Genomic DNA, 20,315 nt, shown 5'->3' on the forward strand with positions numbered 1-20,315 from the left:
CGCCCGGCGGGCGTCAGGGAGCCTCCAGCCAGCCCTCGTACTCGGCGGCCAGCTCGTCCAGGGCCGCCGGGTCGAGGCGGCCCTCCGGGTCCTCGACCACGACCAGCCACTGGGCGTCCTCGGCGTCGTCCTCGCCCGCCAGGGCGTCCCGGACGAGCTGGGGCTCCTCCGCCACGCCGAAGCGGTCCGGCAGCTCCTCGGCGACCTCCTCGGCCGCGTCGCGGTCGGGCAGGACCAGTACGTGTCTCATATCGCTCACGTGCACATTCTCGACGATGGCCGGGCTGTCGGTGGCGCGTGGGATCCTTGACCGCGATGGCCACCAAGAAGTCTTCACCCGACGACCTCCTCGCCCCGCTCACGCTCGCCGTGGGCCAGGAGGACCTGCTGCTCGACCGCGCCGTGCGCGAGGTGGTGGCGGCCGCCAGGGCCGCCGACGCCGACACCGACGTGCGCGACCTCGCCCCCGAGCAGCTCCAGCCCGGCGCGCTCGCCGAGCTGACCAGCCCCTCGCTCTTCGCCGAGCGCAAGGTCCTGGTCGTGCGGAACGCGCAGGACCTCCCGGCCGACACCATCAAGGAGATCAAGGCCTACCTCGACGACCCGGCCGAGGAGATCACCCTGGTGCTGCTGCACGCCGGCGGCGCCAAGGGCAAGGGCCTCCTCGACGCGGCCCGCAAGGCGGGCGCCCGCGAGGTGGCCTGCCCGAAGACCACCAAGCCCGCGGAGCGGCTCACCTTCGTCCGCCAGGAGTTCCGCGCCCTCGGCCGCTCGGCCACCCCCGAGGCCTGCCAGGCGCTCGTCGACGCCATCGGCAGCGACCTGCGGGAGCTGGCCTCCGCCGTCGCCCAGCTCACCGCGGACGTGGACGGCACCATCGACGAGGCCGTCGTGGGGCGCTACTACACGGGCCGCGCCGAGGCCTCCTCCTTCACCGTCGCCGACCGGGCCGTCGAGGGCCGCGCCGCCGAGGCCCTGGAGGCCCTGCGCTGGTCCCTGTCGACCGGCGTCGCCCCCGTCCTCATCACCAGCGCCCTCGCCCAAGGCGTCCGCGCCATCGGCAAGCTCTCCTCGGCCCGCGGCGGCCGCCCCGCCGACCTCGCCCGCGAGCTCGGCATGCCGCCCTGGAAGATCGACCGGGTCCGCCAGCAGATGCGCGGCTGGACCCCCGACGGCGTCTCCCTGGCCCTGCGCGCGGTCGCCGAGGCCGACGCGGGCGTCAAGGGCGGCGGCGACGACCCCGAGTACGCGCTGGAGAAGGCCGTCGTCACGATCGCCCGCGCCGCCCGCATGCGCCGCCCCTGACGCACGCGGCCCGGCCCGCCCCGGCCCGTACGGCACACGGAAAAGCCGCGGGCCCCGCCGCCTCCTGGGGAAGGAGGACGGCGGGGCCCGCGGGGTGCTGCTCGGGTGGCCCGTACACGCGTGGCGAACGCGTCTCGCGTACGAGCCGGGGTGGCCGCCGGGAGCGGTTAGAGGGCCCGCTGGAGTCCCGTGCGGCCGGTCACATCAGAGCTCAGCCCTGGAGGGTGGCAACCTTGGTGGCCAGCGCCGACTTCTTGTTGGCGGCGGCGTTCTTGTGGATGACGCCCTTCGAGACAGCCTTGTCGAGCTGACGCGAAGCGGCACGAGCGGCCACGGTGGCCTTCTCGAGGTCGCCGGCGGCGACAGCCTCGCGGGCCTTGCGGATCGCGGTCTTGAGCGACGACTTGACGGCCTTGTTGCGCAGGCGCGCCTTCTCGTTGGTCTTGTTCCGCTTGATCTGGGACTTGATGTTCGCCACGAAAAGAGCCTTTACAGGTTCGATGTTTCTTCAGGATGTGCCGCGCAGCTGAGAGGGCACACGAGACACAGCTGTCCACGGTATCAGCCCCCCTCCAGACCGCCCAAACCGAGCACCGGCCCGCAGTCATGGGACGATGGAGCCTACGTATCCGTTCTGAACATCGCCCGAGACGAGAACCCTGCGTGCCCGCGACTCCTACCAACGTGCCCGAGCCGAGCCGTACCGACCCGGCTCTGATCCGCAATTTCTGCATCATCGCGCACATCGACCACGGCAAGTCGACCCTTGCCGACCGGATGCTCCAGCTGACCGGAGTGGTCGACCAGCGGCAGATGCGCGCCCAGTATCTCGACCGGATGGACATCGAGCGTGAGCGCGGCATCACGATCAAGTCCCAGGCGGTCCGTCTGCCCTGGGCCCCCACCGAGGGGCCCGAGCAGGGCAGGACGCACATCCTGAACATGATCGACACGCCGGGGCACGTCGACTTCACCTACGAGGTCTCCCGTTCGCTCGCCGCCTGCGAGGGCACGATCCTGCTGGTGGACGCGGCCCAGGGCATCGAGGCGCAGACCCTGGCCAACCTCTACCTGGCGATGGAGAACGACCTCACCATCGTCCCGGTGCTCAACAAGATCGACCTGCCGGCCGCCCAGCCGGAGAAGTTCGCCGAGGAGCTGGCCAACCTCATCGGCTGCCAGCCCGAGGACGTCCTCAAGGTCTCCGCCAAGACCGGCATGGGCGTCGAGGCGCTGCTCGACCGCGTCGTCCGCGACATCCCGGCCCCCGTCGGCAACGCCGACGCCCCGGCCCGCGCGATGATCTTCGACTCGGTCTACGACTCCTACCGCGGCGTCGTCACCTACGTCCGGGTCGTCGACGGCCAGCTCAACAAGCGCGAGCGCATCCGCATGATGTCGACCGGCGCCACTCACGAGCTCCTGGAGATCGGCACCAACTCGCCCGAGATGCTGCCGTCCGACGGCCTCGGCGTCGGCGAGGTGGGCTACCTGATCACCGGCGTGAAGGACGTCCGCCAGTCGAAGGTCGGCGACACGATCACCTCGCAGAGCAAGGGGGCCGAGGAGGCGCTCGGCGGCTACAAGGACCCGAAGCCGATGGTGTTCTCGGGCCTCTACCCGCTCGACGGCTCCGACTACCCCGAGCTGCGCGACGCGCTCGACAAGCTCCAGCTCAACGACGCCGCGCTGGTCTACGAGCCGGAGACCTCCGCCGCCCTGGGCTTCGGCTTCCGCGTCGGCTTCCTCGGCCTGCTCCACCTCGACGTGATCCGCGAGCGCCTGGAGCGCGAGTTCGGCCTCGACCTGATCGCCACCGCCCCCAACGTGGTCTACCGCGTCGTGATGGAGGACCGCAGCGAGCACACGGTCACCAACCCGAGCGAGTTCCCCGAGGGCAAGATCGACCAGGTGTTCGAGCCGGTCGTGCGCGCCACGATCCTCGCCCCCTCCGAGTTCATCGGCTCGATCATGGAGCTCTGCCAGACCCGGCGCGGCACCCTCCTCGGCATGGACTACCTCTCCGAGGACCGCGTCGAGATCCGCTACACCCTCCCGCTCGCCGAGATCGTCTTCGACTTCTTCGACCAGCTGAAGTCCAAGACCCGCGGCTACGCCTCGCTCGACTACGAGCCCACCGGCGAGCAGAGCAGCTCGCTCGTGAAGGTCGACATCCTGCTGCACGGCGACAAGGTCGACGCCTTCTCGGCGATCACCCACAAGGACGCCGCCTACGCCTACGGTGTGCGGCTCGTCGCCAAGCTGCGCGAGCTCATCCCGCGGCAGGCCTTCGAGGTGCCCATCCAGGCCGCCATCGGCTCCCGGGTCATCGCCCGCGAGACCATCCGCGCCATCCGCAAGGACGTCCTCGCCAAGTGCTACGGCGGTGACATCTCCCGCAAGCGGAAGCTGCTCGAGAAGCAGAAGGAAGGCAAGAAGCGCATGAAGATGGTCGGCTCCGTGGAGGTCCCGCAGGAGGCCTTCATCGCCGTCCTCTCCAGCGACGAGTCGGCCGGCAAGGCCAAGAAGTAGCCGCCCCGTGCCACCGCGAACGGGTCTGCGCGCCAAGGGCGTGCAGACCCGTTCGTTATATGCAAGCCCTTACGCGCCAGTCCCCGGCGCTCTACTCTGAAGCCGCTCGAAGGTTACTCGCCAGTTAGTTACGCCCCGCCTGACCGCACCGCCGCCGCCCGGAGGACGTCGTGAGCGACACACAGACCCTGATCGAGAACCGGCCGCCGTCCGTGGCGGCGCTCTTCCTGGAGCGCGTGGAGCGGACCCCGGACGCCGAGGCCTACCGCTACCCGGTACCGGCCGCCTCCGGCCAGGGTCCCGACGAGTGGAAGTCGCTCAGCTGGGCGCAGGCCGCCGAGCGTGTCCACGCCATCGCCGCCGGCCTCATCGACCTCGGCGTCGAGCCCGAGGAGCGGGTCGCCCTCGCCTCCGCCACCCGCGTCGAGTGGATCCTGGCCGACCTCGGTGTCATGTGCGCCGGCGCCGCCGTCACGACCGTCTACCCGCAGACCAACGCCGAGGAGTCGGCGTTCATCCTCTCCGACTCCGACTCGCGCGTCCTGATCGCCGAGAACGCCGCCCAGCTCGCCAAGGCCGTCGAGCGCCGGGCCGAGCTCCCCCACCTCCACCACGTGGTCGTCATCGACGCCGACGGCGTCGACACCGGCGACGAGTGGGTGCTCACCCTCGCCGACCTGGAGGCCCGCGGCAAGGCCTACCTCGACCAGCACCCCGAGGTGGTCAAGGAACGCGTCGCCGCGATCACCAAGGACCAGCTCGCCACCCTCATCTACACCTCCGGCACCACCGGCCGCCCCAAGGGCGTGCGGCTGCGCCACGACAGCTGGTCGTACATGGCCAAGGCCATCGCCGCCACCGGCCTCGTCACCCAGGAGGACGTGCAGTACCTCTGGCTGCCGCTCGCCCACGTCTTCGGCAAGGTCCTCACCTCCGGCCAGATCGAGGTCGGCCACGTCACCGCCGTCGACGGCCGCATCGACAAGATCATCGTCAACCTGCCGGTCGTGCAGCCCACCTACATGGCGGCCGTCCCCCGCATCTTCGAGAAGGTCTACAACGGCGTGGCCGCCAAGGCCCGCGAGGGCGGCGGCGCCAAGTACAAGATCTTCCAGTGGGCGGCCGGCGTGGCCCGCGAGTACGCCCGGGTCACCCAGGACAACTTCCGCCGCACCGGCGCCGCCACCGCGCCCTTCGGCCTCAGCGCCAAGCACAAGGTCGCCGACGCCCTCGTCTACAAGAAGCTCCGCGAGGCCTTCGGCGGCCGGCTGCGCGCCGCCGTCTCCGGCTCCGTCGCCCTCGCCCCCGACATCGGCTACTTCTTCTCCGGCGCCGGCATCCACATCCTGGAGGGCTACGGCCTGACGGAGTCCTCCGCCGCCTCCTTCGTCAACCCCGGCGAGGCCTACCGCACCGGCACCGTCGGCAAGCCGCTGCCCGGCACCGAGGTCCGGATCGCCGACGACGGCGAGATCCTGCTCCGCAGCCCCGGCATCATGGAGGGCTACCACGGCCTGCCGGAGAAGACCGCCGAGGTCCTGGAGTCCGACGGCTGGTTCCACACCGGCGACATCGGCGAACTGTCCGCCGACGGCTACCTGCGGATCACCGACCGCAAGAAGGACCTCTTCAAGACCTCCGGCGGCAAGTACATCGCCCCGACGGAGATCGAGGGCCAGTTCAAGGCCGTCTGCCCCTTCGTCTCCAACATCGTGGTCCTCGGCGCCGACCGGAACTACTGCAGCGCGCTCATCGCCCTCGACGAGCCCGCCATCCTCGGCTGGGCCGCCGAGCACGACCTCGCCGGCAAGAGCTACGCCGAGGTCGTCGCCTCCCCGCAGGTCGAGAAGCTCGTCGAGGGCTACGTCGCCCGCCTCAACGAGGGGCTGCAGCGCTGGCAGACCATCAAGAAGTTCCGCCTCCTGCCGCGCGACCTCGACGTCGAGCACGGCGAGCTCACCCCGAGCCTCAAGATGAAGCGCCCCGTCGTCGAGCGGACCTACCAGCACCTGATCGACGAGATGTACGAGGGCGCGCGGGAGGCCTGACCTGCGGATCTCCCTCGCGGAGGGAAGTTTTCCACAGGCTCGGCGGGGCCGTCGGGCAGTACGGGACAATGGCTGCATGCCTTCCGTACTGCCCGATGGTGAGCCCATGCCCGAGGACGGAGCGCTGCCCGCGAGCGCCCTGCAGGGCGCCGGGGAGCGACCGCTCGGGTTCTATCTGCACGTGCCGTACTGCGCCACCCGGTGCGGTTACTGCGACTTCAACACCTACACCGCGAGCGAGCTGCGCGGTGCCGGCGGGGTGCTCGCCTCGCGGGAGAACTACGCGGGGCAGGTCGTCGAGGAGATACGGCTGGCCCGCAAGGTGCTCGGCGACGACCCGCGCCCCGTGCGGACCGTCTTCGTCGGCGGCGGCACGCCCACGCTGCTCGACGCGGACGACCTCGTCACGATGCTCGCCGCGATCCGGGACGAGTTCGGGCTCGCCGAGGACGCCGAGGTGACCACGGAGGCCAACCCGGAGTCCGTCGACCCCGCGTATCTGGCCACCCTGCGCGAGGGCGGCTTCAACCGGATCTCCTTCGGCATGCAGAGCGCCCGGCAGCACGTCCTGAAGGTCCTCGACCGCACCCACACGCCCGGCCGCCCCGAGGCCTGCGTCGGCGAGGCGCGCGCCGCCGGCTTCGAGCACGTCAACCTCGACCTCATCTACGGCACCCCCGGCGAGACCGACGAGGACTGGCGGGCCTCGCTCGACGCGGCGATCGGCGCCGGACCGGACCACGTCAGCGCCTACGCGCTGATCGTCGAGGAGGGCACCCAGCTCGCCCGGCGGATCCGGCGCGGCGAGATACCCATGACCGACGACGACGTGCACGCCGACCGCTACCTGATCGCCGAGGACGTGCTGTCCGGGGCGGGCTTCCAGTGGTACGAGGTGTCCAACTGGGCCACCTCGGAGGCCGGCCGCTGCCTCCACAACGAGCTCTACTGGCGCGGAGCCGACTGGTGGGGCGCCGGCCCCGGCGCCCACAGCCACGTCGGCGGGGTGCGCTGGTGGAACGTGAAGCACCCGGGCGCCTACGCGGCCGCGCTGGGCGAGGGACGCTCCCCGGGCGCCGGACGCGAGGTCCTGTCGGACGAGGACCGGCGCGTGGAGCGGATCCTGCTGGAGCTGCGGCTGCGCGAGGGCGTCGAGCTGGGCCTGCTCAAGCCGGCCGGCCTGGCCGCGGCCGGGCGTGCCCTCGCGGACGGCCTCCTGGCCCCGGAGCCGTACGCCGGGGGCCGCGCGGTCCTGACCCTGCGCGGGCGGCTGCTGGCGGACGCGGTGGTGCGGGACCTGGTGGACTAGCGCCTGTCCGGCGGATCAGGGCCGGACCCGGCCCTGATCCGCCGCAGGCCCCCGCGCCGTTCGCCGCCACGCGCGGGGGGCCGCTACGGCGCCGTCACGAAGTCGATCAGTTCCTCCACGCGGCCCAGCAGCTCCGGTTCCAGGTCCTTGTAGGAGGTGACCCGGGACAGGATGTGCTGCCAGGCGGCGCCCGTGTGGTCCGGCCAGCCGAGGGCGCGGCAGACGCCGGTCTTCCAGTCCTGGCCCCGGGGCACCGTGGGCCAGGCCGGGATGCCGAGGGCGGCGGGCTTCACGGCCTGCCAGACGTCGACGTACGGGTGCCCGACGACGAGGACGTCGGGGGAGGAGACCTGGGCGGCGATGCGGGACTCCTTGGAGCCCGGGACCAGGTGGTCGACCAGGACGCCGAGCCGGGCGTCCGGTGCGGGCGCGAAGGCGTCGACGATCGCGGGCAGGTCGTCGACGCCCTCCAGGTACTCGACGACGACGCCCTCGATCCGCAGGTCGTCGCCCCAGACGCGCTCGACCAGCTCCGCGTCGTGCCGGCCCTCGACGTAGATGCGGCCCGCGCGGGCCACCCGGGCCCGGGCCCCCGGGACGGCGATCGAGCCGGAGGCGGTGCGGGTGGGGCGGGAGGGGGCGGGGCGGGAGGGACGGACCAGCGTCACCGGCCGCCCCTCCAGGAGGAAGCCGCGCGGCTCCATCGGGAAGACCCGGTGCTTGCCGAAGCGGTCCTCCAGGGTCACCGTGCCCGCCTCGCAGCGGATCACCGCCCCGCAGAAGCCGGTCGAGACCTCCTCGACGACCAGGTCGGGGTCGGCCGGCACCTCCGGCACGGGGGCCGAGCGCTTCCAGGGCGGGGTGAGATCCGGGTTGTAGCTGCGCATGGCCCCGATTCTCGCCGATGGGGCGTCAGTCTCCCGTCACCGCCCGCTCGTTCGGGCGACGCCGCGTCGCCGGGCCCGCGCCCCGCCCACCCCGCCGCCCGCTACGAGACCGCGAAGCGGCGGGCCAGTTCGTCCCGCTGGCGCCGGACGAACGCCGCGTCCACCGCCGCGCCGTGCCCCGGCACGTACACCGCGTCCTCGCCGCCCAGCGCGAGCAGCCGGTCCAGGGCGGCCGGCCAGCGGGCCGGGAGGGCGTCCGGGCCGGCCTGCGGTTCGCCGGACTCCTCCACCAGGTCGCCGCAGAAGACCACCTCGGGGGCGCCCGGCACGCAGAGTGCCAGATCGTGGCCGGAGTGCCCGGGGCCGACGTTCGCCAGGAGCACCTGGCGGTCGCCCAGGTCGAGCGTCCACTCGCCGCTCACCAGGTGCCGGGGCGCGACGAGGACCTCGGCGGCCTCCGCCGCGGCCGCCTCGTCCACCCCGTGCCGTACCGCGTCCTGCCGCAGTTCCTCGGCCTCCCGCCGCAGCAGCGCGTCCACGCCGACCGCGCCGAACACCTCCGCGCCCGCGAAGACCGCCGTGCCGAGGACGTGGTCGAAGTGCGGATGGCTGAGTGCGATGTGCGTCACCCTGCGGCCGCCCGTGAGAGCCGCCACATCCGCGTGGAGCTCGGCGCCCTGCGCGAGCGTGGCGCCCGTGTCGTACAGCAGCACCCCGTCCCGCCCGATCACCAGGCCCGCGGTGGCGTCCCAGCCCGCCAGCCTGCGGCGTCCCACGCCCTCGCCGAGCCGCTCCCAGCCGTAGGCTTCCCAGTCCACGTCCCGCGTCACGTCCATGCCGCGACGCTATCCGGTCCGGCGCGGTCGACGCCGCCTCCTTGCCAGGAGCGATGCCCGCCGCCGTACACTGGCCGCGGGATCGCTGGCACTCGGACAGGGGGAGTGCCAAAAGCGGAGCAACCGGAACCGGAAACAGCTGGAGGTGCGCGCGATGCTCAGTGAACGCAGGCTCGAGGTGTTGCGCGCCATCGTCCAGGACTACGTCGGCACGGAGGAGCCCGTCGGCTCCAAGGCGCTCACCGAGCGCCACCGGCTCGGCGTCTCTCCGGCCACCGTGCGCAACGACATGGCGGTCCTGGAGGAGGAGGGCTACATCGCCCAGCCCCACACCAGCGCCGGCCGCATCCCGACCGACAAGGGCTACCGCCTCTTCGTCGACCGGCTGGCCGGCGTCAAGCCGCTGTCCACCCCGGAGCGGCGGGCGATCCACAACTTCCTCGACGGGGCCGTCGACCTCGACGACGTCGTCGGCCGCACGGTCCGGCTGCTCGCGCAGCTGACCCGGCAGGTCGCCGTCGTGCAGTACCCCTCGCTGACCCGTTCGACGGTGCGGCACGTGGAGCTGCTCTCGCTGGCCCCCGCCCGGCTGATGCTGGTGCTGATCACCGACACCGGCCGGGTCGAGCAGCGGGTCATCGACTGCCCGGCGCCCTTCGGCGAGACCTCCCTGGCCGACCTGCGGGCCCGGCTCAACAGCCGTGTCGTCGGCCGCCGTTTCGCGGACGTGCCGCAGCTGGTGCAGGACCTGCCCGAGTCGTTCGAGGACGCCGAGGACCGCGGTACGGTCTCGACGGTGCTCGCGACCCTCCTCGAAACCCTCGTGGAGGAGCACGAGGAGCGGCTGATGATCGGCGGCACCGCCAATCTCACCCGCTTCGGACACGACTTCCCCCTGACGATCAGGCCCGTCCTGGAAGCCCTGGAGGAGCAGGTCGTGCTCCTCAAGCTGCTCGGCGAGGCCAAGGAATCAGGCATGACCGTGCGGATCGGGCACGAGAACGCCCACGAGGGCCTCACGTCCACGTCCGTCGTCTCGGTCGGCTACGGTTCCGGCGGCGAGGCAGTCGCCAAACTCGGCGTGGTCGGACCGACCCGCATGGACTACCCCGGAACGATGGGAGCGGTACGCGCAGTGGCACGTTACGTCGGACAGATCCTGGCGGAGTCGTAAGTGGCCACGGACTATTACGCCGTACTGGGCGTACGCCGCGACGCGTCGCAGGACGAGATCAAGAAGGCCTTCCGCCGACTCGCCCGTGAACTTCACCCGGACGTGAACCCGGACCCGAAGACGCAGGAGCGGTTCAAGGAGATCAACGCCGCCTACGAGGTGCTCTCGGACCCGCAGAAGAAGCAGGTCTACGACCTCGGCGGCGACCCGCTGTCCGCCTCCGGCGGCGGCGCGGGGGCCGGTGGCTTCGGCGCGGGCGGCTTCGGCAACTTCTCGGACATCATGGACGCCTTCTTCGGTACGGCGTCCCAGCGCGGCCCGCGGTCGCGCACCCGGCGCGGCCAGGACGCGATGATCCGCCTGGAGGTCACCCTCGAGGAGGCGGCCTTCGGCACCACGAAGGACATCCAGGTCGACACGGCCGTCGTCTGCACCACCTGCTCCGGCGAGGGCGCCGCGCCCGGCACCTCCGCGCAGACCTGTGACATGTGCCGCGGCCGCGGTGAGGTCTCCCAGGTCACCCGGTCCTTCCTGGGCCAGGTCATGACCTCGCGGCCCTGCCCGCAGTGCCAGGGCTTCGGCACCGTCGTCCCGACCCCGTGCCCCGAGTGCGCGGGCGACGGGCGGGTCCGCTCCCGCCGCACGCTCACGGTCAAGATCCCGGCCGGTGTCGACAACGGCACCCGGATCCAGCTCGCCGGCGAGGGCGAGGTCGGCCCCGGCGGCGGCCCGGCCGGCGACCTGTACGTGGAGATCCACGAGGTCCCGCACGAGGTCTTCCAGCGTCGCGGCGACGACCTGCACTGCACGGTCACGCTGCCGATGACGGCGGCGGCGCTCGGCACGAAGGTGCAGCTCCAGACCCTGGACGGTCTGGAGGACGTCGACATCCGCCCGGGCACCCAGTCCGGCCAGTCGATCCCGCTGCACGGCCGCGGCGTCACCCACCTGCGCGGCAACGGCCGCGGCGACCTGATCGTGCACGTCGAGGTCCAGACCCCGACCAAGCTCGACCCGGAGCAGGAGCGCCTGCTGCGCGAACTGTCCAAGCTCCGCGGCGAGGAGCGCCCGCAGGGGCAGTTCCAGCCGGGGCAGCAGGGGCTGTTCTCGCGTCTGAAGGACGCGTTCAACGGGCGCTAGGCCGGCGGGTGGCCCGGTTGCCGGGGGTCCGGGGGTTGTCCCCCGGGGCGGCACAGGCAGCCGGGGCAGCAGGGGCTGTTCTCGCGTCTGAAGGACGCGTTCAACGGGCGCTGACGTCCCCACGTCGTCGAAGGGCGCCCCTCACTCTCCGTGGTGAGGGGCGTCCCTCGCGTTTCGGGCGGGTCGGCGGGGCATGACACGATGCCTGCATGTCCACCGCACTGAACGATCTCGCGCGTCTTCCGATCGTGCAGGCCCCCATGGCGGGTGGCGCCTCCTCTCCCGAGCTCGTCGGTGCCGTGTGCGAGGCCGGGGGGCTCGGCTTCCTGGCCGGCGGGTACAAGACGGCCGGCGGGCTCTACCAGGAGGTCAAGCGGGTCCGTGCGCTGACCGCGCGGCCCTTCGGGGTGAACCTGTTCATGCCGCCCGGCGGGCAGCCCGCCGACCGCGCCGCCGTGGAGGTCTACCGGCACCAGCTGGCGGGCGAGGCCGGCTGGTACGAGACCGAGCTGGGCGATCCGGACCAGGGCCGGGACGACGCGTACGACGCCAAGCTGGCGATCCTGCTCGACGACCCGGTGCCGGTGGTCTCCTTCACCTTCGGCTGCCCCGACCGGGACGCGCTGGACGCGTTCGCCCGGGCCGGTACGTACACGATCGTCACCGTCACCTCGGTCGAGGAGGCCCGGACCGCCGAGCGGGCCGGGGCGGACGCGATCTGCGTGCAGGGCGTCGAGGCCGGCGGGCACCAGGGCACCCACCGGGACGACCCGGCCGACGCGCCCGGCGGGGGCGGCGGGCGGGGCCGCGGGCTGCTCGCGCTGCTCACCGAGGTCCGGGAGCACGTGCGGCTGCCGATCGTCGCGGCCGGCGGGATCATGCGCGGCCGGCAGATCGCCGCCGTGCTCGCGGCCGGTGCCGACGCGGCCCAGCTGGGCACGGCCTTCCTGGTGTGCCCGGAGTCGGGCGCGCATCCGCTGCACAAGCGGGCGCTGACCGATCCGCTGTTCACCCACACGGAGCTGACCCGGGCGTTCTCGGGGCGTCCGGCGCGCGGTCTGGTGAACCGTTTCATGCGGGAGCACGGGCCGTACGCCCCCGCCGCCTACCCCGAGGTGCACCATCTGACCGCCCCGCTGCGCAAGGCGGCCGCGACGGCCTGCGACCCGCAGGGGATGGCCCTGTGGGCCGGCCAGGGGCACCGGCTGGTGCGCGAGCTGCCGGCCGGGCGGCTCGTCGAGCTGCTGGCCGCCGAGCTGACGGCCGCGCGCGCCGACCTGGGCGCCCCCCTTTCCACGGCCCCGGGCCAGTACCGGGAGCCGGTCTCCTCCCCGTCCCCGTCCCCGTCCTCCTCCAGTGACAGGAGTTCCTCGTGACCGCACCCGTCTTCGTCGTCGACGCCGTGCCCGCCGTCGGCGGCTTCCTCCTCGACGGGCCCGAGGGCCGGCACGCCGTGTCCGTGAAGCGGCTGCGGGCCGGCGAGGAGCTGGTGCTCACCGACGGGCGCGGCGGCTGGGCCCGGTGCGTGGTCGCCGCCGCCGAGGGCAAGGACCAGCTGACGGTCGAGGTCACCGCCGTCCACGCCGACCCCGAGCCGGCGCCCCGGATCACCGTCGTCCAGGCCCTCCCGAAGGGCGACCGCGGCGAACTCGCCGTCGAGACCATGACGGAGACCGGGGTCGACGCGATCGTGCCGTGGGCGGCGTCCCGCTGCATCACCCAGTGGAAGGGCGAGCGCGGCCAGAAGGCGCTGGCCAAGTGGCGGGCCACCGCCCGCGAGGCCGGCAAGCAGTCCCGCCGCACCCGGTTCCCCGAGGTCGCCGAGCTGATGTCCGGCAAGCAGGTCGCCGCGCTGCTCGCGGAGGCGGACTTCGCGGCCGTGCTGCACGAGGACCGGGACCACCCGAGCGGCGCGCTCGCCACCGCCGAGCTGCCCGCCGAGGGCTCGGTCGTGCTGGTCGTGGGGCCCGAAGGCGGGGTGTCGCCGGAGGAGTTGGCGCTGTTCGAGGCCGCCGGGGCCGCGCCGTACCGGCTCGGGCCGAGCGTGCTGCGCACCTCCACGGCGGGCACGGCGGCCGCGGCGCTCGTGCTGGGGCGGACCGGCCGCTGGTCCTGAGCGCCGCTGGTCCTGAGCGCCGCCGGTCACGCCCCCTGGCGGGCGCGGCCGGTGGTGGGCGCCGCTGTCGGCGCGCCCGGATAGCATGCGCGTGTACGGATGATGATCGACGGAGGCGAGGAGGCCCGGGCCATGGCCGGAGAGCCGCAGAGCGACTGCCTGTTCTGCAAGATCGCGGAGGGGGAGGTCCCGGCGACGATCGTGCGCGAGACGGAGACGACCCTGGCGTTCCGCGACATCAACCCGCAGGCGCCGTCGCACGTCCTGGTCATCCCGCGGCTGCACTACCCGGACGCCGCCTCGCTCGCCGCCGCCGCGCCGAGCGTCGCCGCCGACGTGCTGCGCGAGGCCGGTGAGGTCGCCGCGCAGGAGAAGGTCGAGGGCAGCGGCTTCCGCATCGTCTTCAACACCGGCGCCGGCGCCGGCCAGACCGTCTTCCACGCGCACGCGCACGTGCTGGGCGGCCGCGGCCTCAACTGGCCGCCCGGATAGACGCACCGCCCGGAAGACAGAACGGCAGGACCCTCCCGTGTCCGTACGCGAACTGGTCGTCCTCGGCACGGCCAGCCAGGTCCCGACCCGGCAGCGCAACCACAACGGTTACGTGCTGCGCTGGGACGGCACCGGCATCCTCTTCGACCCCGGTGAGGGCACCCAGCGGCAGATGCTGCGGGCCGGGGTCGCGGCGCACGACCTGCACCGGATCTGCGTCACGCACTTCCACGGCGACCACTCGCTCGGCCTCGCCGGGGTGATCCAGCGGATCAACCTCGACCAGGTGCCGCACCCGGTCACCGCGCACTACCCGGCGAGCGGGCAGCGCTTCTTCGACCGGCTGCGGTACGCGACGGCGTACCGCGAGACGGTGCGCCTGACCGAGGCGCCGGTCGCCGCGGACGGGGTCCTGGCCGACACCGGGGCGTACGTGATCGAGGCGCGCCGGCTCTCGCACCCCGTCGAGTCGTACGGCTACCGGCTGGTCGAGCCCGACGGGCGGCGGCTGCTGCCGGAGCGGCTCGCCGCGCACGGCATCAAGGGGCCCGACGTGGGCCGGCTCCAGCGCGAGGGCGTGCTCGGCGGGGTGAGCCTCGACGAGGTGAGCGAGGTGCGGCGCGGGCAGCGGTTCGCGTTCGTCATGGACACCCGGCTGTGCGAGGGGGTGCACGCGCTCGCCGAGGGGGTCGACCTGCTGGTCATCGAGTCGACCTTCCTCGACGAGGACGCCCGGCTCGCCGCCGACCACGGGCACCTGACGGCCGGCCAGGCGGCGGCGGTCGCGCGGGACGCGGGGGTGCGGCACCTGGTCCTGACGCACTTCTCGCAGCGCTACGCGGACCCGGGGGAGTTCGAGCGGCAGGCGCGGGCGGCGGGGTTCGAGGGGGAGCTGAGTATTGCCCAGGACCTGATGAGGGTCCCCGTACCGAAGAGATAGCACCGAGAACCATGCCCGTACCCAAGGCCGAACTGCACCTGCACATCGAAGGCACCCTGGAACCCGAGCTGGCGTTCGCGCTGGCCCGGCGGAACGGGGTGACGCTGCCGTACGCGGACACCGAGGCGCTGCGCGAGGCGTACCGCTTCAGCGACCTGCAGTCCTTCCTGGACCTGTACTACGCGCTGATGGCGGTGCTGCGCACCGCCGAGGACTTCACCGAGCTCGCCGACGCCTATCTGGCGCGGGCCGCGGAGCAGGGCGTGCGGCACGCCGAGATCTTCTTCGACCCGCAGGCGCACACGGCGCGCGGGGTGCCGATGGGCGTGGTCGTGGAGGGCCTCGGCGCCGCCCTGGACCGTGCCGAGGAGCGGTACGGGATCTCGACCCGGCTCATCATGTGCTTCCTGCGCGACGAGCCGGCCGCGTCGGCGATGGCCACCCTGGAGGCGGCGAAGCCGTATCTGGACCGGATCGTCGGCGTCGGTCTGGACTCGGCGGAGGTCGGGCACCCGCCGGCGAAGTTCCGCGAGGTGTACGAGGAGGCGGCGCGGCTCGGGCTGCGGCGGGTCGCCCACGCGGGCGAGGAGGGCCCGGCGTCCTACATCCGCGAGGCGCTCGACGTCCTCGGCGTGGAGCGGGTCGACCACGGCCTGCGCTGCCTGGAGGACCCGGACCTGGTGGACCGGCTGGTCCGGGAACGGGTGCCGCTGACGCTGTGCCCGCTGTCGAACGTGCGGCTGCGGGCGATCGACGTCCTGGCGGACCACCCGCTGCGGGAGATGCTGGCGGCCGGTCTGGTGGCGACGGTCAACTCGGACGACCCGGCCTACTTCGGCGGCTACGCCGGCGACAACTTCGACGCGGTGCGGGCCGCGCTCGGCCTCGGCGAGGAGGAGCTGCGCACCCTGGCGCGCAACTCCTTCGAGGCGTCCTTCCTGGACGACGACGAGCCGCGCCGGGCGCGGTACCTCGCGGAGGTCGAGGCGTACGAGTTCGAGCGGGCGTAGGGCCTGCCCCGCGCGCCTGCCCCGTGCGGGCCCCGCGCCTGCCCCGTGCGGCCTGCGCGCGGCCTCGTGCGGGCCCCTATCCCTTCCCCGGCCTCGCCAGGCGGAAGGACGACTTCGCCGGGCGGCGGCGGGGGGTGGTCGGCGTGGCCGGGACCGGCAGCGGGGCGATCTCCTGCTCCGGGGCGCCCATCTGCGGGACCAGGCCGGTGGGGGTGGTCGTCGCGGCCAGGACGGCCGCCGGGGCGCCGCCGCGGCGGCGGACGGAGCCGGGGACGAGCGGGCGGCCGGAGGCGTGGCGGGCCACGGCGGTCATCGGGACGGCGACCAGGAGGAGCAGGGCGCAGAGCGTCAGGCCCATGCCGGGGTAGCCGGCGGCCTCGGACAGGAGGCTGCCGACGACGGGGCCGCAGGCCACGCCGAGCGAGGACGCCGAGCCGACCAGGACCGCCCAGCGGCCCCGCGGGTCGAGGGAGGCGGCGAGGCCCAGGAGGTAGGACAGGACCACCGGGTAGACCGTGTTCCAGGCGATCTCGCCGGTCGCGAAGGAGGCCGGGCCGCGGGCCGCCGAGCTGAGCAGCACACAGGCGGCGATGAGTGCCGTGCCCACGCCGATCGGCACCGCGCGGCCGAGCCGGGAGCCCAGCGCGCCCGCGCCGATCACCCCGAGCAGTCCCGCGCCGAGCGCCAGCGCGAACACCAGGCCGAGGGCCACCTCCGAGAGCCCCGCCTGGGTCAGGCCGATCCGGCCGCTGACGCCCCACAGCGCGTTCTGCGCCATCGACCACAGGAGGATCGCGCCCGCCAGGACCGTGCCCGCCGCGCGCTGCGGCAGGCGGCCCTTCGCGCCCGCTCCGGGCACCGGCGTGGCCCGGGTGCCGCGTCCGTCCGGGAGCCAGGCCGTGCTCGGCGCGACGAGCAGTGCCGTGCCGGCGATCGCCGCGAACGGCAGCGTGTGCCCGCCGCCCAGGTGCGGCAGGGTCAGATAGAGCGCGCCCGCGGTCGCGGAGACCGAGAGCAGCCCGAGGGCCGAGGCGCGGTGCGGGTCCGGGCGGCCGGCGATGCCCGCCGCGGCGACCGCCGTCGCCGTGCCGGAGCCGAACCCGCCGACCACCGCGCCCGCCACGACCAGCGGCACGAGCGAGCTCGCCGCGGCCGTGCCGTATCCGAGGAACATCAGCAGCAGTCCGGCCCGGGCCGCCCGGCGGGGGCCGATCCGCTCGACCCGGGCGGCCAGCGCGAAGCCCGCGGAGGCCGAGCCGAGCAGCAGGATCGAGCCGACCAGACCGGCTTGGGCGGGACCGAGGCCGAGGCCCGCGGACAGCCGGCCGACGACGGTCGGCAGCAGGTACGGGGCGAGGTATCCGGCCGTGAAGAGGGCGACGAGAGCGGTGACCGCCCCCAGGACACGCGGAGGGCGCGACGGCATGGGCGTTCCAGGAACTGAACGGGGAAATGAGATGGCGCCCGGTTGGCCACGGGGTCGCGGCACCATGTGTATCAAGCATCCGAGTGGGCGGAGAAGGCGTTATCCCCCGATTCGGTCTGTGATGTGGGTCACGATCGGTTTGGAAAAGGATTCACGGGGTATCCCATGGCGATCTCGTTGCGTCAGCCCCGTCTCACCGTCCCCTTCGGGCACACTGTCCGGATCAGCACCATGCGATCCGCCGCACCACGAACGGGGAGCCTGCCGTGACCGAACGCGACACCGACGTCGACCCGCTCGGGCGGCTGCGCGAGCCCACCGACCCCGAGTGCGACGTCTTCCTCACCGGCACCGTCTTCCTCGACATCATCTTCACCGGGCTCGACAGCGCCCCCGTCCGCGGCACCGAGTCCTGGGCCCGCGGCATGGGCTCCAGCCCCGGCGGCGTCGCCAACATGGCCACCGCGCTCGCCCGGCTCGGCCTGCGCACCTCGCTGGCCGCCGCGTTCGGCGACGACCACTACGGCGAGTACTGCTGGGACGCCCTGGAGCAGGGCGAGGGCATCGACCTCTCGCTCTCGCGCACCGTGCCCGGCTGGCACTCGCCCGTCACCGTCTCCATGGCCTACGAGGGCGAGCGCACGATGGTCTCGCACGGCCACGCCGCCCCGCCCCTCGACGGCACGCTGCCCGCCGGCCCGCTCGCCTGCCCGCCGCACGCGCGCGCCGCCGTCGCCTCCCTGGTGCCCGGCCGCAGCGAGGAGTGGGTGGCCCGGGCCGCCGGGGCCGGCGCCAAGGTCTTCGCCGACGTCGGCTGGGACGACACCGGCCGCTGGGACCTCGCCGGACTGACCGACCTGGAGCACTGCGAGGCCTTCCTGCCCAACGCCGCCGAGGCCATGCGCTACACCCGCACCGAGTGCCCCCGGGCCGCCGCCCGCGCCCTCGCCGACAAGGTGCGCTACGCCGTCGTCACCCTCGGCTCCGAGGGCGCCTACGCCGTCGACGGCGCCACCGGCGAGACCGCCGAGGTGCCGGCCATCCAGGTCGAGGCGCTCGACCCGACCGGCGCCGGGGACGTCTTCGTCGCCGGCTTCGTCACCGGCACCCTGGCCGGCTGGCCGCTCGCCGACCGGCTCGCCTTCGCCGGGCTCACCGCCGCCCTCTCCGTCCAGGAGTTCGGCGGCTCGCTGTCCGCGCCGACCTGGGGCGAGATCGCCGCCTGGTGGCAGCACGTCCAGGGCCACGAGTGCCAGGACCCGGCCGCGCTGCGCGACCGCTACGCCTTCCTGGAGCGGCTGCTCCCCGCCCCGGCCCGCCCCTGGCCGCTGCGCCGGGCCGTCCCCACCATCGGCTTCCGGCCCGCGCCCGCGCCCTGAGGACCCGCCCCCGCGCCCTGAGGACCCGCCCCGCGCGCCGGGGACCCCGCCCCCGTAAATCCGTTCAGGGATGTCCGGGGCGAGTCGTAGGCTTGGTATCCGAGAGGTTGTCGAGCAGCGAGAACCCCGCAACGGGAGGTATGCGCAGGCCACAGTGCCGGCCCATGACTCAGACACCCACAGCCCACACCCCCGCGCCGGGGCAGGCCCGCGCCCAGTTCAAGGTCCCCGCCAAGCACCCCATGGTGATGGTCCTGGGTTCCGGAGACGCCCTGCTGCGCGTGATCGAGGAAGCCTTCCCCACCACCGACATCCACGTGCGGGGAAACGAGATCAGCGCGATCGGTGACGCGAAGGAAGTCGCGCTCGTTCAGCGCCTGTTCGACGAGATGATGCTGGTGCTCCGCACCGGACAGCCGATGACGGAGGACGCGGTGGAACGATCGATCGCCATGCTGCGGGAGGAGACCGACGGACAGGGCGCGGCCGAGACGCCCTCCGAGGTGCTCACCCAGAACATCCTCTCCAGCCGCGGCCGCACCATCCGCCCCAAGACGCTCAACCAGAAGCACTACGTCGACGCCATCGACAAGCACACCATCGTCTTCGGCATCGGCCCCGCCGGCACCGGCAAGACCTATCTGGCCATGGCCAAGGCCGTCCAGGCCCTGCAGTCCAAGCAGGTCACCCGGATCATCCTGACCCGGCCGGCGGTCGAGGCGGGCGAGCGGCTCGGCTTCCTGCCCGGCACGCTCTACGAGAAGATCGACCCCTATCTGCGCCCGCTCTACGACGCGCTGCACGACATGCTCGACCCCGACTCCATCCCCAAGCTGATGGCCAACGGGACGATCGAGGTCGCGCCGCTCGCGTACATGCGCGGCCGGACGCTCAACGACGCGTTCATCATCCTCGACGAGGCGCAGAACACGAACCCCGAGCAGATGAAGATGTTCCTCACCCGCCTCGGCTTCGACTCGAAGATCGTCATCACCGGTGACATCACCCAGGTCGACCTGCCCGGCGGCACGAAGAGCGGTCTGCGCCAGGTCCGGGACATCCTGGAGGGGGTCCCCGACGTGCACTTCTCGGCGCTCACGTCGCAGGATGTCGTACGGCACAAGCTCGTCGGCCGTATCGTCGACGCGTACGAGCAGTACGACAGCCGCAACGGCGGCCGTCAGGACAGCCGCAACGGGAAGTAGAAGCAGCAGCACATGTCGATCGACGTCAACAACGAGTCCGGCACCGAGGTCGACGAGCAGGCGATCCTCGACATCGCCCGCTACGCGCTCGCGCGCATGCGCATCCACCCGCTCTCCGAGCTCTCGGTGATCGTCGTGGACGCCGAGGCGATGGAGCAGCTCCACATCCAGTGGATGGACCTGCCGGGCCCCACGGACGTCATGTCCTTCCCGATGGACGAGCTGCGCCCGCCGTCGAAGGACGACGAGGAGCCCCCGCAGGGGCTCCTCGGCGACATCGTGCTCTGCCCCGAGGTCGCCAAGAAGCAGGGCGAGGACGCCCCCACCCGGCACTCCATGGACGAGGAGCTCCAGCTGCTCACCGTCCACGGAGTGCTGCACCTGCTCGGATACGACCACGAGGAGCCGGACGAGAAGGCCGAGATGTTCGGTCTGCAGGCCGCCATCGTGGACGGCTGGCGCGCGGAGCAGGGCCTGACCGGCCCGTCTCCGGCGCCCACCGTCTCCTGAGCGGGC

19 protein-coding genes are annotated in these 20,315 nt (G+C 73.1%); 14 read left to right on the forward strand and 5 right to left on the reverse strand.

Annotated elements, in window-relative coordinates:
- Nucleotides 1-13: 13 nt before the first annotated feature.
- Nucleotides 14-259 (reverse strand): hypothetical protein, encoded by a 246-nt coding sequence (locus ACIGW2_RS29050; protein ID WP_399846964.1) that lies wholly within the window; start codon nt 257-259, stop codon nt 14-16.
- 56 nt (nt 260-315) lie between these two features.
- Between ACIGW2_RS29050 and holA the strand changes: the two genes are divergently transcribed.
- Entirely contained in the window at nt 316-1,305 is a 990-nt protein-coding gene (gene holA / locus ACIGW2_RS29055; protein ID WP_361585310.1) for a DNA polymerase III subunit delta, read from the forward strand.
- Nucleotides 1,306-1,516: 211 nt separating this feature from the next.
- On the opposite strand, the gene rpsT is transcribed toward holA, so the two are convergent.
- On the reverse strand, nt 1,517-1,783 hold the full coding sequence (gene rpsT, locus ACIGW2_RS29060) for a 30S ribosomal protein S20 (RefSeq protein ID WP_265862295.1): 267 nt from the start codon (nt 1,781-1,783) through the stop codon (nt 1,517-1,519).
- Between the two features lie 185 nt (nt 1,784-1,968).
- Here rpsT and lepA point away from each other — a divergent pair, with 185 nt between their 5' ends.
- The 3 genes from lepA (at nt 1,969) to hemW (ending at nt 7,194) form a co-directional block, all read left to right on the forward strand.
- The gene (gene lepA, locus ACIGW2_RS29065) at nt 1,969-3,837 is read left to right on the forward strand and encodes a translation elongation factor 4 (protein ID WP_356075736.1); all 1,869 of its coding nucleotides are present in this window, start codon (nt 1,969-1,971) and stop codon (nt 3,835-3,837) included.
- A gap of 170 nt (nt 3,838-4,007) precedes the next feature.
- On the forward strand, nt 4,008-5,885 hold the full coding sequence (locus tag ACIGW2_RS29070) for an AMP-dependent synthetase/ligase (protein WP_391656441.1): 1,878 nt from the start codon (nt 4,008-4,010) through the stop codon (nt 5,883-5,885).
- Nucleotides 5,886-5,961: 76 nt separating this feature from the next.
- Complete coding sequence (gene hemW, locus ACIGW2_RS29075) at nt 5,962-7,194, forward strand: radical SAM family heme chaperone HemW (RefSeq protein ID WP_361585317.1); 1,233 nt, start codon at nt 5,962-5,964, stop codon at nt 7,192-7,194.
- 83 nt (nt 7,195-7,277) lie between these two features.
- Here the strand turns inward: hemW and ACIGW2_RS29080 are convergent, their stop codons facing one another.
- On the reverse strand, nt 7,278-8,081 hold the full coding sequence (locus tag ACIGW2_RS29080; protein WP_391656440.1) for a DUF3097 domain-containing protein: 804 nt from the start codon (nt 8,079-8,081) through the stop codon (nt 7,278-7,280).
- Between the two features lie 101 nt (nt 8,082-8,182).
- Nucleotides 8,183-8,917 carry an MBL fold metallo-hydrolase gene (locus ACIGW2_RS29085; protein WP_399846966.1) on the reverse strand — a complete coding sequence of 245 codons (735 nt, stop codon included), beginning with the start codon at nt 8,915-8,917 and terminating at the stop codon, nt 8,183-8,185.
- A 154-nt stretch (nt 8,918-9,071) separates the two neighbouring features.
- Between ACIGW2_RS29085 and hrcA the strand changes: the two genes are divergently transcribed.
- The 7 genes from hrcA to ACIGW2_RS29120 all read left to right on the forward strand — a co-directional run bounded on the left by hrcA (nt 9,072) and on the right by ACIGW2_RS29120 (nt 15,789).
- Nucleotides 9,072-10,091, forward strand: a complete 1,020-nt coding sequence (hrcA, locus tag ACIGW2_RS29090; RefSeq protein WP_356067880.1) for a heat-inducible transcriptional repressor HrcA — start codon at nt 9,072-9,074, stop codon at nt 10,089-10,091.
- Nucleotides 10,092-11,231, forward strand: coding sequence for a molecular chaperone DnaJ (gene dnaJ / locus ACIGW2_RS29095; RefSeq protein ID WP_391656438.1), 1,140 nt, complete (start codon nt 10,092-10,094; stop codon nt 11,229-11,231).
- Nucleotides 11,232-11,440: 209 nt separating this feature from the next.
- The gene (locus tag ACIGW2_RS29100; protein ID WP_391656437.1) at nt 11,441-12,607 is read left to right on the forward strand and encodes a nitronate monooxygenase; all 1,167 of its coding nucleotides are present in this window, start codon (nt 11,441-11,443) and stop codon (nt 12,605-12,607) included.
- Nucleotides 12,604-13,347 carry a 16S rRNA (uracil(1498)-N(3))-methyltransferase gene (locus ACIGW2_RS29105; protein WP_356067885.1) on the forward strand — a complete coding sequence of 248 codons (744 nt, stop codon included), beginning with the start codon at nt 12,604-12,606 and terminating at the stop codon, nt 13,345-13,347. The genes ACIGW2_RS29100 and ACIGW2_RS29105 overlap by 4 nt, the downstream gene beginning before the upstream one ends.
- Nucleotides 13,348-13,479: 132 nt before the next feature.
- Nucleotides 13,480-13,839 carry a histidine triad nucleotide-binding protein gene (locus ACIGW2_RS29110; RefSeq protein WP_356067969.1) on the forward strand — a complete coding sequence of 120 codons (360 nt, stop codon included), beginning with the start codon at nt 13,480-13,482 and terminating at the stop codon, nt 13,837-13,839.
- Between the two features lie 37 nt (nt 13,840-13,876).
- On the forward strand, nt 13,877-14,779 hold the full coding sequence (locus tag ACIGW2_RS29115) for a ribonuclease Z (protein ID WP_391656436.1): 903 nt from the start codon (nt 13,877-13,879) through the stop codon (nt 14,777-14,779).
- Between the two features lie 11 nt (nt 14,780-14,790).
- Complete coding sequence (locus tag ACIGW2_RS29120; protein WP_391656435.1) at nt 14,791-15,789, forward strand: adenosine deaminase; 999 nt, start codon at nt 14,791-14,793, stop codon at nt 15,787-15,789.
- 76 nt (nt 15,790-15,865) lie between these two features.
- Here the strand turns inward: ACIGW2_RS29120 and ACIGW2_RS29125 are convergent, their stop codons facing one another.
- Complete coding sequence (locus ACIGW2_RS29125) at nt 15,866-17,215, reverse strand: MFS transporter (protein WP_399846968.1); 1,350 nt, start codon at nt 17,213-17,215, stop codon at nt 15,866-15,868.
- A 266-nt stretch (nt 17,216-17,481) separates the two neighbouring features.
- Here ACIGW2_RS29125 and ACIGW2_RS29130 point away from each other — a divergent pair, with 266 nt between their 5' ends.
- The 3 genes from ACIGW2_RS29130 to ybeY all read left to right on the forward strand — a co-directional run bounded on the left by ACIGW2_RS29130 (nt 17,482) and on the right by ybeY (nt 20,309).
- Nucleotides 17,482-18,594, forward strand: coding sequence for a PfkB family carbohydrate kinase (locus tag ACIGW2_RS29130; protein ID WP_361585342.1), 1,113 nt, complete (start codon nt 17,482-17,484; stop codon nt 18,592-18,594).
- Nucleotides 18,595-18,758: 164 nt separating this feature from the next.
- Complete coding sequence (locus ACIGW2_RS29135) at nt 18,759-19,799, forward strand: PhoH family protein (RefSeq protein ID WP_356067894.1); 1,041 nt, start codon at nt 18,759-18,761, stop codon at nt 19,797-19,799.
- Nucleotides 19,800-19,811: 12 nt separating this feature from the next.
- Nucleotides 19,812-20,309, forward strand: a complete 498-nt coding sequence (ybeY, locus tag ACIGW2_RS29140; RefSeq protein WP_356067895.1) for an rRNA maturation RNase YbeY — start codon at nt 19,812-19,814, stop codon at nt 20,307-20,309.
- Nucleotides 20,310-20,315 lie beyond the last annotated feature (6 nt).

It is taken from the genome of Streptomyces sp. NPDC053541 (genome assembly GCF_044544705.1).
Lineage (GTDB): Bacteria > Actinomycetota > Actinomycetes > Streptomycetales > Streptomycetaceae > Streptomyces.

Excerpts from the sequence above, each read along its gene's own strand:
- hemW (WP_361585317.1), top strand. The coding sequence starts at position 5,962 with ATGCCTTCCGTACTGCCCGATGGTGAGCCCATGCCCGAGGACGGAGCG.
- ACIGW2_RS29135 (WP_356067894.1), top strand. The coding sequence starts at position 18,759 with ATGACTCAGACACCCACAGCCCACACCCCCGCGCCGGGGCAGGCCCGC.
- ACIGW2_RS29110 (WP_356067969.1), top strand. The coding sequence starts at position 13,480 with ATGGCCGGAGAGCCGCAGAGCGACTGCCTGTTCTGCAAGATCGCGGAG.
- hrcA (WP_356067880.1), top strand. The coding sequence starts at position 9,072 with ATGCTCAGTGAACGCAGGCTCGAGGTGTTGCGCGCCATCGTCCAGGAC.
- ybeY (WP_356067895.1), top strand. The coding sequence starts at position 19,812 with ATGTCGATCGACGTCAACAACGAGTCCGGCACCGAGGTCGACGAGCAG.
- ACIGW2_RS29125 (WP_399846968.1), bottom strand. The coding sequence starts at position 17,215 with ATGCCGTCGCGCCCTCCGCGTGTCCTGGGGGCGGTCACCGCTCTCGTC.
- holA (WP_361585310.1), top strand. The coding sequence starts at position 316 with ATGGCCACCAAGAAGTCTTCACCCGACGACCTCCTCGCCCCGCTCACG.
- ACIGW2_RS29085 (WP_399846966.1), bottom strand. The coding sequence starts at position 8,917 with ATGGACGTGACGCGGGACGTGGACTGGGAAGCCTACGGCTGGGAGCGG.
- ACIGW2_RS29080 (WP_391656440.1), bottom strand. The coding sequence starts at position 8,081 with ATGCGCAGCTACAACCCGGATCTCACCCCGCCCTGGAAGCGCTCGGCC.
- ACIGW2_RS29100 (WP_391656437.1), top strand. The coding sequence starts at position 11,441 with ATGTCCACCGCACTGAACGATCTCGCGCGTCTTCCGATCGTGCAGGCC.
- ACIGW2_RS29120 (WP_391656435.1), top strand. The coding sequence starts at position 14,791 with ATGCCCGTACCCAAGGCCGAACTGCACCTGCACATCGAAGGCACCCTG.